Here is a 16,073-nt window from a genome sequence, read left to right as displayed (position 1 = left end):
CATCGCGCGGCAAATGACAGCCCTTAACGCGGCGTTGCGTTTGGATAGAAAAGCTGGGTGCCCGCGACGGTGAACGCGGCGATGGCGCTCTGTCCTTCATCTTGGGTTAACCAATCGGCAAAGCGTTGGGCCTCGGCCACTTTGACGTGGGGGTGGCGCGCCGGGTCTACCACGATCACGCCGTATTGGTTGAACATCGCGGGATCGCCCTCAACCAGCACGTCGTGGTCGGCTTTGTTGCCAAAGGCCAGCCACGTGGCGCGGTCGCTTAGCACATATGCCCCCATGGCGATGCCGGTGTTCAGAGTTGCGCCCATGCCGCTGCCCGTTTCGCGGTACCACGTGCCTGAGGCGTCTGTTGGGTCAAGCGCACCCCACATCCGCATCTCGGCTTTGTGGGTGCCGCTGTCGTCACCGCGGCTGGCAAAGGGTGCTTTTTGGGCGGCGATACGGGCCAGCGCCTTAGCCGCGCTGCGTGTTCCGCGAATGCCCGCAGGGTCGTCTTTTGGGCCGATCAGCACGAAATCATTATACATCACATCGTGGCGCGGCAGGCCGTAACCCGCATCCACAAAGGCCTGCTCTGCGGCTTTGGCGTGCACCAGCAAAACATCTCCGTCGCCGTTTTGGGCATTGCGCAATGCCTGCCCTGTGCCAACAGCCACAACGCGAACTTCAATACCGGTTGCGGCTTCAAACACGGGTAAAATCGTATCAAACAGTCCAGAGTTTTGTGTGGATGTGGTGGATTGTACCACGATGAATTGCTCAGCTTTTGCGCCCATTGGCATCACCGCCACAGACAGTACCAACGCAAAAATCAGGCCTGCGCATTTAGTCCACATAAAGCTCTCCATCCAGCCACGCTTTCATGGGCCGTGATTGTGGTTCAGTCAAAAGGCGCGCGGCGGGACCGGCCTCGGCAAGGCGGCCGCTTTGCAGGAACGCCACATCTTGGGCGAGGCGTTTCGCCTGTCCTTGGTCGTGGGTAACCATCACCACCGTGGTGCCTTGGGCCTGCACATCTTGCACCAATGTTTCGACAGCCCGCGTCGCCGATGGATCAAGATTGGCTGTCGGCTCATCAAGCATCAGCATACGCGGCGCACCAATAGTGGCACGCACAATCGCCAGCTTTTGTTGCTCACCACCTGACAAAAGCCGTGCGGGGCGTGTTGCCATATCCTGAAGGCCCGCCTTGGTGAGCAGCGCCTCTACTTGAGCGGCGCGCGCGTGGCGGGGCACGCCCTTCACCTTCAATGCAAAACGCAAATTACCCGCAACAGAGCGGCGCATCATCACGGGGCGCTGAAACACCATGGCTTGGGCCGCGCGGGCAGGGGCATCAAGGGTGCGCCCGTTCCAGATGACATCGCCAGATGTGGGCGCGATCAGCCCGTGGATCAACCGCAGCAACAGGCTTTTGCCCGCACCGTTGGGTCCCAAAATTGTTGTGATGCGCCCCTCGCGCAGACGAAGCGAGACGTCATCCACAAAGCGCGTGCCATCGGCGCGGTAGGTAAGCCCGCGTGTTTCAAGAAGGGTGCCGCCGAAATCAGCGCGGATGATATTTGCGGGCTCACGCATAAGCAGCCCTCACAGAGGCAGAGCGCAGTGTCATCACGGCCGCATTCACCAGAAGTGCGATCAGCAACAGCACAATCCCAAGGGCCAGCGCCAGTTCAAGATTGCCCTTGCTGGTTTCAAGTGCGATTGAGGTGGTCATGACTCGGGTGACGTGGTTGATGTTGCCACCCACAATCATGACCGCGCCCACTTCGGCCACCGCACGGCCAAAACCCGCAAGCGCCACAGGCACCAACGCCAACCGCGCATCCCACATCAGCGCCACAATGCGTGCCAGCCGTCCAACACCCATCGAGCGGAACTGCTCGCGGTATTCGCGGTGCATATCCGACGTCACTTGCACCGTTAGGGCCGCAACAATCGGCGTGATCAAAATGGTCTGTGCAATAATCATGGCAGCGGGCGTGTAAAGCAGGCCCAGCACCCCAAGCGGGCCACTTGCTGACAACAGCAGATACACCACCAAACCCACCACCACAGGCGGCAGGCCCATCAGCGCGTTCAGAAAGATAATGACGCCGCCGCGTCCGGCAAACTGTGTGCCGCCCACAACTGCGCCCAATGGCAGGCCAATCGCACAGGCAATAGCGGTCGCACTTAACGTCACATAAAGCGACAGCCCCACAACACCGCGCAGCACCGGATCCCCTTGGGCGATCAGAGCAAAGGCGCGCAGCAGTATGTCGGCAAATGTTTCCATCCCTTGTCTCTACCAAACCTGCTGGGCTACTCCAAAGCTAAGAAACGCCATAAATCCGATAGGAGCCGACATGCTGCCCACTGCCTTGCCCCCGATCGACACACCAACGTCGCCCATTGGAAACGTGCCGCATGGGGCGTGTGATGCGCATATTCATATGGTTGGCGATGATATGCCCTTGTGGGATGGCCGTGTTGAGGACCCTGCCGCCGGCAGCCTTGATGAGTATGTCACGCGCTACCGCCACCATATGGATGTGCTGGGTATGGAGCGTTGCGTGATCGTGCACTCCATTCTTTACGGGGCCAACAATGATGTGACGAAAGCCGCTGTTTCAGCGATGGGCGATGCGGCGCGGGGGATCGGGCTTGTCACGGATGCGGCGACCGAGGCGGATTTGGATGATTTGCGTGACGCGGGCATTGTGGGCGTGCGGCTGAACTATGTGCACGGTGGTGTGTTGTCGTGGGACGGCGTAAAGCGGATTGCGCCAATGCTTGCGGCGCGCGGGATGCACGTGCAGATGCTGATGAACACCCACAAACACATGCAAGAACTTGCGGACGATGTGCGCGCCATGCCGGTGCCCGTGTGTTTTGACCACATCGGTTGGCCTGATCTAAGTCTCGGCACCCAGCAAGAAGGCTTTGAGACACTGCGCCAATTGGTGTCTGATGGGGCCTGTCATGTGAAGCTAAGCGCCCCTTACAGGTTGTGCGATGCGCCGTATGAAGCGGCCAGCAGCTTTATCGAAACACTGGCGCGCGCAAACCCTGACGCCTGCGTTTGGGGCAGCGATTGGCCCCATATTATGCTGGCGGATGCAAAACTGCCGGATGCGGGCGTCTTGTTGAACCACTTCATGGGGACCGTCACCGATGAGGATACCCGCCGCCGCATTTTGGTTGATACACCTGCGCGGCTTTACGGCTTTTGACGCTCGCCCTCTTGGGGGGTCACATCATAGGGCGCGGCCAAGTCCCAGACATGATCGGGGATCATGTTCTTCATCTTTGCAGGCTCTTCGCGGCGCAGGTGCAGCACGGTTTCAACTGCTTTCATCTCAAGCCTTGCGCGGGCAAATTCGATGCCGCGCGGTCCGATGCGGGGCATGAGCCAGCCCACAATCGGACGCAACCAATTTGGCATTTTGCGCAGGGGAAGCCCCCCCGCCGCGCGGGCAGTATTGTCACGAAAACCGGCCACGGCACCGGCGCGTTTGCCCTTATCGGCGGGGGCTGAAAGTTTGACCTCTGGGCGGATCGCCTCAAGGGCGCGGGCGCCACGATCATTGCGTACGATCACCCATTGCTCACCGGTGCCGCCCATGTAGCCCACGGTGATATCAGCCAGCGTGTTGGTGTAATCCACGCAGGTGCGACAGGTCAGTGGAAAGAAGTCGGGCGATAAATCAGACAGCGGCAACTGCAGGAACGGAATGGTTTGCGAGCGGCCATCCTCAAAGCGCAGCTCAACGTGATAATCGGCGCGAAACTCAAGATATGTGATCGTCTCGGGTTTGTCGGACAGGCGCGCCAGAAAGTCGTGGAAATTGGCGGTGGTGGTGTTGTCGGAACACGGTGTTCCGATCACGGTAATGGCCTCAAATCCAAGCTGTTCTTCGATGCGGCGCAGGGCATACACCTGACAGGGGATGCCGATCATCGCCAGCCGTTTCAGGCCCATTTCGGCGGCAGGTTCCAGCATGGCCAGCAGCGGCGCGTAGCCCATCCGCATCCCGCGGGCTTGGGCCATATCGGCGGCCTCAGTAATAATCGCGGGCACGGGTTTCCACGGATCATCAGCGTCAGGCACCATGCAAATGACGCCGTCGACACTGCCGTCTTCCAGCATCTTTTCAGCCAGCCGCGTTGTCAGCCCCGTCCATTGCGCCCCCTCGCGCGCAGGGGTCAAAGCGGCGCGGTACATGGCTTGGAACGGACCAAAGAAAACCTCGTCCCCCGTTGCGCGCCGAGTGCGCCCTTGCACGGCGGCTTCCATCGCGGGGTAGTCCGGTTTGATGAACTGGCACGCGGTGCCGCAGGACTTGGCGATCCCCATGCGCGAGACGCCGCAATCTGTGCAAAGGCCACGGGGTTCAGCAGGGCCGGCGGAGGGGGTCAGGACTGTCATGGTGTGATGTATGGCATAGGCGCGCTGCGCCGCAAAGTTGATTGCAGACTTGCGCGGCTGCCCGTTGCATGGCAGCGGTACGCCCGAGGATAACTTGAACCGGAGCACCCCCATGAAAGCTGGCATCGCCGCATTGATCTTTGCTTATGTGTTGTCGCAATTCTACCGCGCGTTTTTGGCGGTTCTGACAGGCGTTCTGGGTCGCGATATTGGCGCCACGCCAGATGATCTGGCGGCGGCTTCGGGCCTGTGGTTTTTGACATTTGCGGTGATGCAAATCCCCGTGGGCTGGGCGCTTGATACAATCGGGCCGCGTAAAACAGCGCCTGCGTTGTTGATGATCGGTGCGCTTGGGGCGGTGGTTTTTGCGATGGCCACCACGGTGCTGCACATCAAATTGGCGATGGTTTTGATTGGCATCGGCTGTTCAGCGGTGTTGATGGCGGGGTATTTCATCTTTGCCAAAATCTATGCACCGGCCGTGTTCGCCACCCTTGCAGGCGTGATGATCGGGATCGGGAGTTTGGGAAATTTGCTGTCGGCCGCGCCAACAGCTTGGGCGGTTGAAGCATTTGGCTGGCGTGCCACGTTGATGGGGCTTGCGGCACTTACGGCTGCCACGGCTGTGGTGATGTTTGCCCTGATCCGCGACCCTGCGCGTGAGGTGGACGCGCCCAAAGACGGCTCTGTTTTGACGCTTTTGCGGATGCCCGCGCTGTGGCTAATTTTCCCGCTGATGTTTGTGAATTATGCCGCTGCCGCAGGGATTAGGGGGCTTTGGATCGGGCCGTATTTCGATGATCTGCACGGCGCGTTTCCGGCGTTTATTGGTACAGCGGGCCTTGTGATGGGGCTTGCTATGGTGGCGGGCACATTCCTTTACGCACCGGCAGACCGCATCTTTGGTACGCGCAAATGGGTCATCATTATCGGCAACAGCATCGGTGTGCTGTGTCTGGCGTTTCTGGCGATTAATCCGGTACCACAAATTTGGACTGCGGTGATCTTGCTTGCCGTGATTGGCATGGCAGGATCCGGATTTCCTGTGATTACCGCCCATGCGCGCAGCTTTTTCCCGTCCCATCTGACGGGGCGCGGAGTGACGTTGTTGAACTTGTTCGGGATTGGTGGCGTTGGGATTTTTCAGATGCTCACAGGGCGCATCTACGACAGTTTTGGCGCGCAGGGTGCATATCCGGTGATCTTTGGTTTGTTCGCTGTGACCATTACCATCGGGTTGGTCATTTACGCTTTTTCTGACGACCGCACGGACTAGGCCGTAACAGCGCGCGCATTGTGTAGCGTCTTTGGTCACAACGGGCCGGATGTGAGGAGGGGGGTATGCATCGCGCAGCGCCCCTGTTACATCGCGCCTAACCCCGACTGAGGACACATAAAGATGCTGGCGTATTATATAACGAATTTTCGCAACGATTGGTTTGGCAACATCCGCAATGATTTACTTGCGGGCCTTGTGGTGGCGCTTGCGCTGATCCCAGAGGCGATTGCGTTTTCGATCATTGCGGGCGTTGATCCTAAGGTCGGCCTTTACGCTTCGTTCAGCATCGCGGTGATTACCGCGATCACAGGTGGCCGCCCCGGTATGATCAGTGCTGCCACCGCCGCGACCGCTGTGTTGATGGTGACGTTGGTGCGCGATCACGGTCTGGAATATCTGTTGGCGACCACGGTTCTGGCGGGTCTGATCCAGATTGGTGCGGGTGTGCTTAAGCTGGGCAGTGTGATGCGCTTTGTTTCCAAATCTGTGATGACAGGTTTTGTGAATGCGCTGGCGATCCTTATTTTCCTTGCGCAATTGCCGGAACTCAACCCCGCCACAGGGGGTGTGAACACGCTAACCTATGTGATGACGGCGGCGGGTTTGGCGATCATCTATCTGTTCCCATACGTGACCACAGCCATTCCATCGCCGCTGGTGACGATTGTTGTGCTGACATCGCTTGCGATGTTCATGGGGCTTGATGTGCGTGTTGTGGGCGACATGGGCGAGTTGCCCGATACCCTTCCGATCTTCTTGTTGCCTGACATTCCGCTAACGTTTGAGACGCTGCAGATCATCTTCCCTGTGGCGCTTGCCATTGCGGTTGTGGGTCTGCTGGAAAGCTTGATGACTGCCTCGTTGGTTGATGATCTGACGGATACAAATTCTGACAAAAACATCGAATGTATCGGCCAAGGTTTGGCCAACACGGCCACGGGATTCATCGGCGGCATGGCTGGTTGTGCGATGATTGGTCAGTCGATGATTAACGTGAAATCCGGTGGGCGCGGGCGTTTGTCATGCTTTGCTGCGGGTGTTTTCTTGCTGTTCTTGATTGTTGTGCTGGGCGATATCGTGAAGCAAATCCCGATGCCTGCCTTGGTGGCGATCATGATTATGGTGTCGATCGGCACGTTCAGCTGGTCCTCTTTGAAAGACCTGCGTGAGCACCCGATGTCATCGTCTATCGTGATGTTGGCCACTGTTGCGGTCACTGTCTATTCGCACAACTTGGCCATTGGTGTTCTGACGGGTGTCTTGCTGTCGGGCATTTTCTTTGCTGGCAAAATTGCGCAAATCTTTCGGGTGCGCAGTGTGTTATCTGATGACGGGCGTCACCGCACCTACACTGTTGAGGGTCAGATTTTCTTTGCCTCGTCTGATCAGTTCACCAAGTCGTTTGATTTTGGCGAAGCCCTTGAGCGTGTTACGATTGACGTAAGCAACGCGCATATTTGGGATATTTCGTCAGTGGCAGCCTTTGATATGGTTGTGATGAAGTTCCGCCGTGACGGGGCCGAGGTGGATGTGATTGGCCTGAATGAGGCGTCAGAAACCATCGTTGATAAACTGGGTGTCGCTGACAAACCGGGCGCGCTTGAAGATATGATTGGACACTAACATGGCTGATACGTTGGAAAAGATTGTCGCGCTTGTTGATGGCTCTGAGTATTCGCACAGCGTGTGTGATCATGCGGCTTGGGTCGCCAGCAAAATTGGCGGCCATGTTGTTGTGGCGCATATTTTGGGACGCCGTGAAGCCAAAGCGGATCGTTCGGGTAACATTGGACTTGGCGCACGTACCAAGTTGATGGAGGACCTTGCGGCCCTTGATGAAGAACGCGCCAAACTGAACCAAGTGCGGGGCCGTGCCATTTTGGAAGACGCCGAGGCGCGCATCGCGGCCGCGGGCGTTTCGGTCAGCACGGTTTTGCGCCAAGGTGATCTGCTGGCTGAGCTTGCGACATTGGCGGCGGATGCTGAGTTGGTCGTGATCGGCAAGCGCGGCGAGGCGGCAGATTTTGCCAAGCTGCATCTTGGTTCCAACGTTGAGCGCGTTGTGCGTTCTTGCGAAAAGCCGATCCTTGTCACATCGCGCGCGTTCAAGCCGGTTGAAAGCTTTGCGCTTGCGTTTGATGGGGGCGCGTCTTCGTTGAAAGCGGCGGATCATGTGGCGAACGCAAAGCTGTTCCAAGGCTTGCCGGGCCAAGTTGTAACAGTTGGCACACAAACCGCCGAGGCCAAGCAAAAGCTGGACGGTGCTGCGGCGCTGTTGTCCGGTGCGGGCCTTGAGGTCACTGCGTCTTTTGTAGACGGACAGCCCGAGACAGCGATTGCCGGTCTGGTGGGTGATGACGGTGCGGATATGTTGGTGATGGGTGCTTACGGGCACAGCCGCGTGCGCAGTTTGATCATCGGCTCCACCACCACTGAGATGGTGCGTTCGGCCCATGTGCCGCTGTTGTTGTTCCGCTAAATCCTGATTGAGAAACGCCAATTGGCCTATGTCCCGTTTTGGGGCATCGGCTGTCGGCGTTTTGTTGCGTCATCGCTCAATTATTATGTAAGGGAAGTGGCCGTTAAAGAAGGCGGCGCCGCCCAATATGCTGTGTCCTTGCGCGGTGGATTTTACCCCTCGCGCAGTCCGTTGGACGACACGTCAGATCAGGTGGAAAGCCTGCTGCGTGTCAGTAGCTTGTGGGTGCATCAGCGTGTCAAACCAATGCGGGGACGTCCTTGCGCATAGGTTTATCCAAAACGTGTTAACCAAGTTTTAGGCCAAAGAGCGGTGAGGCGGGTTTTTAGCAACGCGCCGCACCGAATTTCTTGTGGGATCAGCAGTTATGCTGCGGGTTTGCGACGGCGACGCGGTTTGCCGCCACCTGCACCACCACCGGGGCCGCCACCAGCACCACCAGATGGTTTGCCGAAGCGACGTGGCTTGCCGCCCGCCTTAGGAGAACCGCCCCCACCACCACCGCCGCCACCGCGACGACGGCCACCGCCGCCACCACCGCGCTTGGGGGGATCTTCTTCCATAGGCTCGCGGCCACCGGCAACGGGAATGGTGAATTTCATGACTTTCTGGATCTGGCGCAGGTAGCCAATCTCTTGGGCTGAAACCAAAGCAATTGCTTCACCTTGCGCACCCGCACGTGCCGTACGGCCAATGCGGTGCACGTAGTTTTCGGCCACCTCGGGCAGCTCGAAGTTGTAGACATAGCGCACATCCGGAATGTCGATGCCGCGTGCAGCAACGTCCGTTGCAACCAAGACGGTGGCTTCGGCTTTTTTGAACGCATTCAGGGCGCGGTCGCGTTGGTTTTGCGATTTGTTGCCGTGGATTGATACTGCCTCATACCCTTGGGCTACCAAGAATTTCATCAGCTTTTCGCAGCCGTGTTTGGTGCGGCCAAAGACAATCGCTTGATCGCCTTTGTGCTCTGACAGCAGCTCAACCAACTTGTCAGCTTTGTAGGCTTGGGGTTCGTACCAAAGTGATTGCTTGATTTTGTCGGCAGCTTTGCCCGGTGCGCTGACCTGGATTTTCTTGGGGTTGTTTAGGAACGCGCCCGCAAGCTCTTCCATCTGTTTCGACATCGTGGCCGAGAACAACATGGTTTGACGCGGTGTGCCCAACAGCGGTGCGATTTTGCGCAGCGCGTGGATAAAGCCCATATCGAGCATCTGATCCGCTTCATCGAGTACAAGCATCTTGGCGCTGTCCAGATAAACGGCTTTGCGGTCAACAAGGTCCATCAAACGGCCCGGTGTCGCCACCAGAATATCAGTGCCCCGTTGCAGCAGGTTGATCTGTTTGTTGATGGATTGCCCGCCAACGACCGAGTTCACCTTAAGCGGTGTGCCCGCCACATAGATTTTCAGGTTGTCGCAAATCTGGTTCACCAACTCGCGGGTTGGGGCCAGCACGAGTGCCTTGACTGTTTTGGGCATCGGCTTACCGATTTGGTCCATCAGCAGTTCCGCCATTGGCAGGCCAAAAGCAGCAGTTTTGCCCGTACCCGTTTGGGCAAGGCCCATCACGTCGGTACCTTGAAGTACAAGTGGGATAGCCTGCGCCTGAATTGGCGTGGCTTTGTCAAAGCCGGCATCGGCAATGTTTTTCATAAGCTTGGGGTTAAGCCCCAGCATGGTAAAGTCGGTCACAAGATGACCCTTTCACAAAAGCGAAAACGCCCAGACCATATGGCCAAGGGGTGCAACGCACAGGGCGACGAATTGCTGATCCGGAGCCTCATGGCCCAGACCGAATGGCCGCGTCTGAACCCTGCGTGAGGGGATCATGGGGTAAGGCGTCAAAGGGGGGCTTTGCCCACCTGCTCACGCGGCAGGACTTTGACGGTTGGCCCGCATATGGGCGCTCAATGGTCACATGTCAACGATTATTGAGCCAGCGCACTTTCCATATGCTGCAATACAGAGTAAGGCCGCCAAGTCCTTTTTTTCTGGAGAAACAACAATGGGCTATAATATCGTCGTCGTTGGCGCCACTGGTAACGTGGGCCGTGAAATGTTGAACATTTTGGCGGAGCGTCAGTTCCCCGTAGCAAAGATTACCGTGCTTGCCAGCCGCAAATCACTGGGCACGGAAGTAAGCTTTGGCGACAAAACCCTGAAGACCGAAGACCTGGACACCTTCGACTTCACGGGAAGCGACATTGCTCTGTTCGCTGTTGGCTCTGACGCCACCAAGCAATATGCGCCCAAAGCGGCTGCCGCAGGGTGTGTTGTGATCGATAACTCATCGCTTTACCGCTATGATCCGGACATCCCGTTGATCGTGCCGGAAGTGAACCCCCAAGCCGTGCACGGCTATGCAAAGAAGAACATCATCGCCAACCCCAACTGCTCAACCGCGCAGATGGTTGTGGCCCTTAAGCCGCTTCATGATCGTGCCAAGATCAAGCGCGTTGTGGTCAGCACGTACCAGTCGGTTTCTGGTGCAGGCAAAGGCGGCATTGATGAGCTGTGGGATCAGACCAAATCGATCTACAACCCCACTGATGACAAGCCAGCGCGGCAGTTCACCAAGCAGATCGCCTTCAACGTGATCCCGCACATCGACAAGTTCCTTGATAGCGGCGACACTAAAGAAGAGTGGAAGATGGTTGCCGAGACTAAGAAGATTGTCGACAGCAGCATCAAAGTCACCGCGACTTGCGTCCGTGTGCCTGTGTTCGTTGGTCACTCTGAATCGCTGAACATCGAGTTTGAAGACTTCCTTGATGAAGACGAAGCACGCGACATCCTGCGCGAAGCGCCGGGCATCATGGTGATCGATAAGCGCGAAGACGGCGGCTATGTCACGCCGATCGAATGTGTGGGTGATTTCGCAACATTCATCAGCCGCGTGCGCCAAGATACAACTGTTGAGAACGGCCTGAACATGTGGTGCGTCTCTGACAACCTGCGCAAAGGTGCTGCGTTGAACGCGGTACAGATCGCCGAGTTGTTGGGCCGTGAGGTTCTGAAAAAGGGCTAAGCCGCTCTTCACGTTTGAAATACAAAACGCGCGCCGCTTACATACAAAGCGGCGCGCGTTTTCTTTTGTGTAGCGGTCTTTTGTATGTGGGCTAGAAGCGCTCGGCGCGTAGCACGTCACAGTCGCTGACAGTGACAACACCCATGTGGCGATCCACCACTTTGAACGCAGCCGTCAGCAGGTCATCAAGACGCTCGGGACGGATAATGCATACTACTTGGCGCATGCCAGAGCGGCCCAACTGACCGTCCGCAGTCCACCCACCTGAGCGGCCAGAACCACCAAGTACGGGTAGGATCGAATAGCCCTGCACACCAGCGCCATCCAACGCGGCGGTTAAGCGGCGCTCCATTGGTTCTTCGATGATAATTGCAACGCGTTTTGCTTTGTGGGTTTCCATTAAACTGCTCCAGAAAACATTGTGGCCAGTGCCAGATACAAGGGAATACCAACCGTAAGGTTGAAGGGGAATGTGACGCCAAGTGATAGCGTCAAGTAAATTGCCGGATCCGCCTCAGGCACCGCAACCCGCATGGCCGCGGGCACCGCGATGTAGCTGGCAGAAGCGCAAAGCACCATCAACAAGACTATGCCACCCAGTGACAGCCCGATTGCAGCACCCATCGCAAGGCCGATAACGCTTGAGGCCAGTGGCATCACGATGCCGAACGCAAGCAAGCCAAATGTGATCGTGCCTTTGGCTTGGCGCAAGCCGCGTCCCGCGACCAGACCCATGTCCAGCAAGAACAGGCACAGCACACCTTTGAACGGCGCCACGATAAACGGTCCGATTTCGTCCAGCCCTTTTTGACCTGTTGCCATGCCGATGAAGAATGAGCCGACCAACAAAACGATTGAGCCGTTCAGCAAAATTTCGCGCCACAGGCCCGCGTCCATGCGCGCCCCGCCTGAGCCCCGGGAGATCAACCAAAGAGCAGACAAGATCGCAGGTGCTTCCATAACGGCGGCAACCGCAACCATGTAGCCTTCTGATGTGATGCCGCTGCTTTCAAGCACGGAGGTGCCGGCCACAAAAGTCACGATACTGATCGACCCATAGTGTCCAGCCACCGCTGCGGCGTTCACGGTGTCTAACTTGGTAAGCAGGCGCAGTAGGGCGAATGCCAACAAGGGTAGCAGGGCCGATAATACAAAACCTGCTATAAGTGTCATAATGAGAGTGGAGTCTAGGCCATTCTTGGTGACCGCAACGCCGCCCTTAAAGCCGATAGCAAAAAGCAGATATATTGACAGACCCTTGGCCACAGCTTCGGGGATGGTCAATTCTGATCGTGCGAGGGCTGCGAAAAGTCCGAGTGCGAATGACAGAATAATCGGTGACAACAGATTATTCAGCGCGAGCGAAAGTACATTTTCCATTTAAAGCCCTTCTGGTCCAACACGTGTAAAGCCTTGGCCCGGCACAAACGATTCCAGTCGCCCTTCAGCGATGTCCGTCCAAAGGCCATGCAGGCTTAGCCCGCCTGCTTTCACAGCGTCAAGAACAAACGGAAAGCCTTGTAGGTTCTCAAGGCTGATTTCGACTGCCTTCTTCTCCAGGGCTTCTTGGCGGTCATCTGCGTCCTCGATGTGTTTCACATCTTCATAGCCCGAGCGGATGATATCGAGCCACCTGCCAAGGAAGCTGGTTTTTTCCTCAAGGGCGGGGGCGTTGCCGCTACACATTTGTTCACAGCCGGAAATGCCGCCGCAATCGGAATGCCCGACCACAATCAGATGTGCCACTTTGAGATGTGTCACAGCGTATTCAACCGCCGCAGAAGTGCCGTGTGGATCGCCGTCGGGTTCGTACGGGGGCACAAGGTTGGCGATGTTGCGGTGGATGAAAAACTCACCAGGGTCCGCACCGAAAAGTGATGTCACCTGCACGCGACTGTCACAGCATGAGATCACCATCGCGCGTGGATGCTGCCCCACTTCGGCAAGGCGTCGGTGCCAGACTTCGTTGTCGGCATAGATGGTCGCCTTCCAGCCAACGAAACGTTGGACAAGATATTGGGGTAGGGGTTTAGACAGGGGCATCAGGGTTCTCCGCTGCGATATTCTGGGACCGTGATACTTAAAATCTAAGACTTATTCGAGTTATATTTGCGTCTAGGTTTTCGGTGGTCGAAACGATTTGGATACCATTTGCTGGCAGTAACCTGAGTACTCACGCGGGGGTGTGAGACGTAAATTAGGGTGAAATGGTGGAAAAGATAACAAGATTAGACATGCGCGATCGCGCAACCTTGGACCGTGACTGTTTGGCACAGCTTTATGCCGAGCTTGGGCAGCAAGGGGCCGAAGGGATTGTGTGCCGCGCGCTTGAGGAATTGGCAGCCCGCGTGGCCCGTGCCCATCAGCACATGCTTGATGGCGAACATGCTGCATTGATGAAAACCGCAAAAAGCAACGTCAGCATCGCTGAGCAAATTGGCCTTCTTGAACTGTCTACGGCGTGCCTTGCTGTGGTTGACGCCGCACGGGGCGGGGACGGCGTGGCGATTGTGGCCACGGTGACCCGAATGCAGCGCGTGGCCGAGGCATCATTATCCGCAGTCTGGGAAATGCAGGACGTGTCGTTCTGAAGGCGCTGCGCGACTGCTGACACAGATCGGGCGCACATTAAGCTGGGCGCACAGAAGGCACAGAATAGGCGGGTAGGTGCACGCGTGCTCTTGCGGGTGCGCGGCACTAGGGTAGGCTGGCGAGAATTGCACAGCTATCTCAAAAGGATGTTCCCATGTCGCCTAGTTTTTCTGCCGCCACCGATGATGCGATTGCGCTTTATGTTGTTGAGGCCGATCAGCTGGCCGAGTGGATGCAGGGCCTGCCTGAGACTGCGCAATCATGGGCGAAGGCCCAAGGATTTAGTGCGGCTTATGGGCAGGTGATTACTTTCCCAAGCGCGCTGGGCGGTGTGGCATCTGCGGCAGTGGGTGCAGGGACAAAAGCGGATCGTGCGCGCAACCGGTTCTTGTCTGGTGCGTTGCCGTTTGCCTTGCCCGAGGGTGTCTATGCATTGGCCAGCGCACTGGAAGGCCAAGCGGCAGAAACCTTTGCGCTTGGTTGGTTGTTGGGCAGCTACCGGTTTACGCGGTACGCGGATGGGGTGCAGGCCCGTGCGCAGCTTGTTGCGCCAACGGGTGTTGACGCCGCTCGCGTTGAGGCAATTGCCGCTGGTGAATGTTTGACCCGCGATTTGATCAACACGCCAACGGCAGACATGGGGCCCGAACATCTTGAAGCGGCAGCGCGCGAATTGGCCCAAACACATGGCGCGTCGATCAATGTCACCACGGGCTATGCGCTGATTGAGCAGAACTTTCCGATGATCCACGCGGTTGGCCGCGCCAGCGCAAGTGCGCCGCGTTTGATCGATATGAAATGGGGCGATGCAGGACCAAAGCTGACGCTTGTGGGGAAGGGAGTATGCTTTGATACGGGCGGGCTGAATATTAAACCCGGCGGCAGCATGGGCTTGATGAAAAAGGATATGGGCGGCAGTGCGACAGTGCTGGGCCTTGCGCATATGATCATGGCAACGGGCCTGAAGGTGCAGCTTCGGGTGCTGATCCCTGCGGTTGAAAACAGCATCAGCGGCAACGCATTCCGCCCGCAAGATATTCTGACCGCGCGCAACGGGCTGACTGTTGAGATCAATAACACCGATGCAGAAGGCCGTTTGGTATTGGCCGATGCGCTTGCTTTCGCCGATGAAGACAACCCCGATATGATTATTTCTATGGCAACGCTGACGGGGGCTGCACGTGTCGCGGTTGGTCCCGATTTGGCGCCGTTCTTCACGGATGACGACAGTGTTGCGCAGACCCTTAGCCAAGCAGGTAGCCAGGTTGATGATCCGGTTTGGCGCATGCCGTTCTGGGATCCTTACGAGGCGATGATCGAACCGGGGATCGCAGATCTGGATAACGCCCCAAAGGGCGGTTTTGCGGGCGCGATTACGGCAGCTTTATTCCTGCGCCGGTTCGTTGAAAATGCGCCCTATAGCCATTTTGATATCTACGGCTGGCAGCCCTCTGCGGCCCCTGCGCGGCCCAAAGGTGGTGTTGGCCAAGGCGCGCGCGCCCTTCTTGAGGCGCTTCCTAAAATTCTGGGGCTGTAAGCGGTGTTGTGCGTTAATGCCCCAGTGGTCGATCTGCTGCGAAGCCCTGATGGGCGGCGGGACCGACAGCTGTTGATGGGCGATGAGGTGCGATCATTGCAAAGTGGCGACGGGTTTCATTACGTGCAATCGGTTAAGGACAGCTACATCGGTTATGTCGCCGACGGGCTGATTTCGGAGCAGAACGCGCCCACGCATATGGTGGCAAGCCGCGCGACCCATGCCTATAGCACCGAAAGTTTTAAATCATCTGAGCGGTACGCGTTGAGTTTTGGTGCGCGGGTTCAGGTTGTGGATGAGCGCAAGAAGTTCTTTGAAACATCGGTTGGATTTATCCCTAAAAAGCACCTTCGCCCCATTGAGCAGCGCTTTAGCGACCCCGTTACAATTGCGCAGATTTTCTTTGGCACGCCTTACCTTTGGGGCGGTAATTCGAGTGCTGGGGTCGATTGTTCCGGGCTTGTTCAAGCGGCACTTTTGGCGTGCGGTGAGGCGTGTGCGGGCGACAGCGGTGATCAAGAACAAATGATTGGCGGGCAGATAGCGTTGGACGCGCCTTATCTGCGTGGGGACCTTTTGTTCTGGAAAGGGCATGTTGCCATGATGGTTGATGCAGAGACACTGATCCACGCGAATGCGCACCACATGGCAACAGTTTACGAAAGCGTCGCAGCAGCTATCACGCGGATTGAGGTCCAAGGGGACGGGCCGGTCACAACGCGTCGCAGGCTTTGATTGC

General features: G+C 57.3%; 16 protein-coding genes. 8 read left to right on the top strand and 8 right to left on the bottom strand.

The window, feature by feature from the left end:
• Positions 1–23: 23 nt before the first annotated feature.
• The 3 genes from NeNHUV3_RS07265 to NeNHUV3_RS07255 are packed head-to-tail and all read right to left on the bottom strand — an operon-like array spanning position 24 to position 2,287.
• Positions 24–845: an extracellular solute-binding protein gene (locus NeNHUV3_RS07265; protein WP_391480637.1), complete on the bottom strand. Its 822-nt coding sequence runs from the start codon at positions 843–845 to the stop codon at positions 24–26.
• Positions 835–1,587, bottom strand: coding sequence for an ATP-binding cassette domain-containing protein (locus NeNHUV3_RS07260; protein WP_391480635.1), 753 nt, complete (start codon positions 1,585–1,587; stop codon positions 835–837). Before NeNHUV3_RS07260 ends, NeNHUV3_RS07265 begins: the two co-directional genes overlap by 11 nt.
• Positions 1,580–2,287, bottom strand: coding sequence for an ABC transporter permease (locus NeNHUV3_RS07255; RefSeq protein ID WP_391480633.1), 708 nt, complete (start codon positions 2,285–2,287; stop codon positions 1,580–1,582). Before NeNHUV3_RS07255 ends, NeNHUV3_RS07260 begins: the two co-directional genes overlap by 8 nt.
• A 70-nt stretch (positions 2,288–2,357) precedes the next feature.
• Between NeNHUV3_RS07255 and NeNHUV3_RS07250 the strand changes: the two genes are divergently transcribed.
• Positions 2,358–3,224, top strand: coding sequence for an amidohydrolase family protein (locus tag NeNHUV3_RS07250; RefSeq protein ID WP_391480631.1), 867 nt, complete (start codon positions 2,358–2,360; stop codon positions 3,222–3,224).
• Here NeNHUV3_RS07250 and NeNHUV3_RS07245 read toward each other — a convergent pair.
• Entirely contained in the window at positions 3,212–4,420 is a 1,209-nt protein-coding gene (locus NeNHUV3_RS07245) for a Coenzyme F420 hydrogenase/dehydrogenase, beta subunit C-terminal domain (protein WP_391480630.1), read from the bottom strand. The genes NeNHUV3_RS07250 and NeNHUV3_RS07245 overlap by 13 nt on opposite strands.
• A 112-nt stretch (positions 4,421–4,532) precedes the next feature.
• On the opposite strand from NeNHUV3_RS07245, the gene NeNHUV3_RS07240 reads away from it, so the two are divergent.
• The 3 genes from NeNHUV3_RS07240 to NeNHUV3_RS07230 all read left to right on the top strand — a co-directional run bounded on the left by NeNHUV3_RS07240 (position 4,533) and on the right by NeNHUV3_RS07230 (position 8,178).
• On the top strand, positions 4,533–5,696 hold the full coding sequence (locus NeNHUV3_RS07240) for an MFS transporter (RefSeq protein WP_391480628.1): 1,164 nt from the start codon (positions 4,533–4,535) through the stop codon (positions 5,694–5,696).
• A gap of 123 nt (positions 5,697–5,819) precedes the next feature.
• Positions 5,820–7,322 carry a SulP family inorganic anion transporter gene (locus NeNHUV3_RS07235; RefSeq protein ID WP_048598456.1) on the top strand — a complete coding sequence of 501 codons (1,503 nt, stop codon included), beginning with the start codon at positions 5,820–5,822 and terminating at the stop codon, positions 7,320–7,322.
• Between the two features lies 1 nt (position 7,323).
• Positions 7,324–8,178, top strand: a complete 855-nt coding sequence (locus tag NeNHUV3_RS07230) for a universal stress protein (protein WP_341246196.1) — start codon at positions 7,324–7,326, stop codon at positions 8,176–8,178.
• A gap of 365 nt (positions 8,179–8,543) precedes the next feature.
• Here NeNHUV3_RS07230 and NeNHUV3_RS07225 read toward each other — a convergent pair whose 3' ends face one another.
• Positions 8,544–9,869 carry a DEAD/DEAH box helicase gene (locus NeNHUV3_RS07225; protein WP_391480626.1) on the bottom strand — a complete coding sequence of 442 codons (1,326 nt, stop codon included), beginning with the start codon at positions 9,867–9,869 and terminating at the stop codon, positions 8,544–8,546.
• A 313-nt stretch (positions 9,870–10,182) separates the two neighbouring features.
• Between NeNHUV3_RS07225 and NeNHUV3_RS07220 the strand changes: the two genes are divergently transcribed.
• Positions 10,183–11,205, top strand: coding sequence for an aspartate-semialdehyde dehydrogenase (locus NeNHUV3_RS07220; RefSeq protein ID WP_391480625.1), 1,023 nt, complete (start codon positions 10,183–10,185; stop codon positions 11,203–11,205).
• 91 nt (positions 11,206–11,296) lie between these two features.
• On the opposite strand, the gene NeNHUV3_RS07215 is transcribed toward NeNHUV3_RS07220, so the two are convergent.
• From NeNHUV3_RS07215 to NeNHUV3_RS07205, 3 genes are read right to left on the bottom strand one after another with little or no spacing between them, the layout of a single operon-like run.
• Positions 11,297–11,605: a P-II family nitrogen regulator gene (locus tag NeNHUV3_RS07215; protein WP_048598451.1), complete on the bottom strand. Its 309-nt coding sequence runs from the start codon at positions 11,603–11,605 to the stop codon at positions 11,297–11,299.
• Positions 11,605–12,585: a sodium-dependent bicarbonate transport family permease gene (locus NeNHUV3_RS07210; RefSeq protein ID WP_391480623.1), complete on the bottom strand. Its 981-nt coding sequence runs from the start codon at positions 12,583–12,585 to the stop codon at positions 11,605–11,607. The genes NeNHUV3_RS07215 and NeNHUV3_RS07210 overlap by 1 nt, the downstream gene beginning before the upstream one ends.
• Positions 12,586–13,248 carry a carbonic anhydrase gene (locus tag NeNHUV3_RS07205; RefSeq protein ID WP_391480622.1) on the bottom strand — a complete coding sequence of 221 codons (663 nt, stop codon included), beginning with the start codon at positions 13,246–13,248 and terminating at the stop codon, positions 12,586–12,588. It abuts the gene before it with no gap.
• Between the two features lie 191 nt (positions 13,249–13,439).
• On the opposite strand from NeNHUV3_RS07205, the gene NeNHUV3_RS07200 reads away from it, so the two are divergent.
• The 3 genes from NeNHUV3_RS07200 to NeNHUV3_RS07190 all read left to right on the top strand — a co-directional run bounded on the left by NeNHUV3_RS07200 (position 13,440) and on the right by NeNHUV3_RS07190 (position 16,069).
• A complete protein-coding gene (locus NeNHUV3_RS07200; RefSeq protein WP_391480620.1) occupies positions 13,440–13,796 on the top strand; it encodes a hypothetical protein in 357 nt (118 codons plus the stop codon).
• Positions 13,797–13,951: 155 nt separating this feature from the next.
• The gene (locus tag NeNHUV3_RS07195) at positions 13,952–15,334 is read left to right on the top strand and encodes a leucyl aminopeptidase family protein (protein WP_391480619.1); all 1,383 of its coding nucleotides are present in this window, start codon (positions 13,952–13,954) and stop codon (positions 15,332–15,334) included.
• Positions 15,335–15,337: 3 nt separating this feature from the next.
• A complete protein-coding gene (locus tag NeNHUV3_RS07190) occupies positions 15,338–16,069 on the top strand; it encodes an NlpC/P60 family protein (protein ID WP_391480617.1) in 732 nt (243 codons plus the stop codon).
• Positions 16,070–16,073: the final 4 nt, after the last annotated feature.

The sequence above is a fragment of the Nereida sp. NH-UV-3 genome (genome assembly GCF_042939535.1).
Taxonomy (GTDB): domain Bacteria; phylum Pseudomonadota; class Alphaproteobacteria; order Rhodobacterales; family Rhodobacteraceae; genus Nereida; species Nereida ignava.
This window is presented reverse-complemented; position numbering and strand designations above follow the sequence as displayed.

What these genes read in the sequence shown, in the direction of transcription:
- NeNHUV3_RS07250 (WP_391480631.1), top strand. Translation starts at nt 2,358, where the DNA reads ATGCTGCCCACTGCCTTGCCCCCGATCGACACACCAACGTCGCCCATT.
- NeNHUV3_RS07210 (WP_391480623.1), bottom strand. Translation starts at nt 12,585, where the DNA reads ATGGAAAATGTACTTTCGCTCGCGCTGAATAATCTGTTGTCACCGATT.
- NeNHUV3_RS07195 (WP_391480619.1), top strand. Translation starts at nt 13,952, where the DNA reads ATGTCGCCTAGTTTTTCTGCCGCCACCGATGATGCGATTGCGCTTTAT.
- NeNHUV3_RS07220 (WP_391480625.1), top strand. Translation starts at nt 10,183, where the DNA reads ATGGGCTATAATATCGTCGTCGTTGGCGCCACTGGTAACGTGGGCCGT.
- NeNHUV3_RS07215 (WP_048598451.1), bottom strand. Translation starts at nt 11,605, where the DNA reads ATGGAAACCCACAAAGCAAAACGCGTTGCAATTATCATCGAAGAACCA.
- NeNHUV3_RS07265 (WP_391480637.1), bottom strand. Translation starts at nt 845, where the DNA reads ATGTGGACTAAATGCGCAGGCCTGATTTTTGCGTTGGTACTGTCTGTG.
- NeNHUV3_RS07240 (WP_391480628.1), top strand. Translation starts at nt 4,533, where the DNA reads ATGAAAGCTGGCATCGCCGCATTGATCTTTGCTTATGTGTTGTCGCAA.
- NeNHUV3_RS07230 (WP_341246196.1), top strand. Translation starts at nt 7,324, where the DNA reads ATGGCTGATACGTTGGAAAAGATTGTCGCGCTTGTTGATGGCTCTGAG.
- NeNHUV3_RS07205 (WP_391480622.1), bottom strand. Translation starts at nt 13,248, where the DNA reads ATGCCCCTGTCTAAACCCCTACCCCAATATCTTGTCCAACGTTTCGTT.
- NeNHUV3_RS07255 (WP_391480633.1), bottom strand. Translation starts at nt 2,287, where the DNA reads ATGGAAACATTTGCCGACATACTGCTGCGCGCCTTTGCTCTGATCGCC.
- NeNHUV3_RS07260 (WP_391480635.1), bottom strand. Translation starts at nt 1,587, where the DNA reads ATGCGTGAGCCCGCAAATATCATCCGCGCTGATTTCGGCGGCACCCTT.
- NeNHUV3_RS07245 (WP_391480630.1), bottom strand. Translation starts at nt 4,420, where the DNA reads ATGACAGTCCTGACCCCCTCCGCCGGCCCTGCTGAACCCCGTGGCCTT.
- NeNHUV3_RS07200 (WP_391480620.1), top strand. Translation starts at nt 13,440, where the DNA reads ATGCGCGATCGCGCAACCTTGGACCGTGACTGTTTGGCACAGCTTTAT.
- NeNHUV3_RS07235 (WP_048598456.1), top strand. Translation starts at nt 5,820, where the DNA reads ATGCTGGCGTATTATATAACGAATTTTCGCAACGATTGGTTTGGCAAC.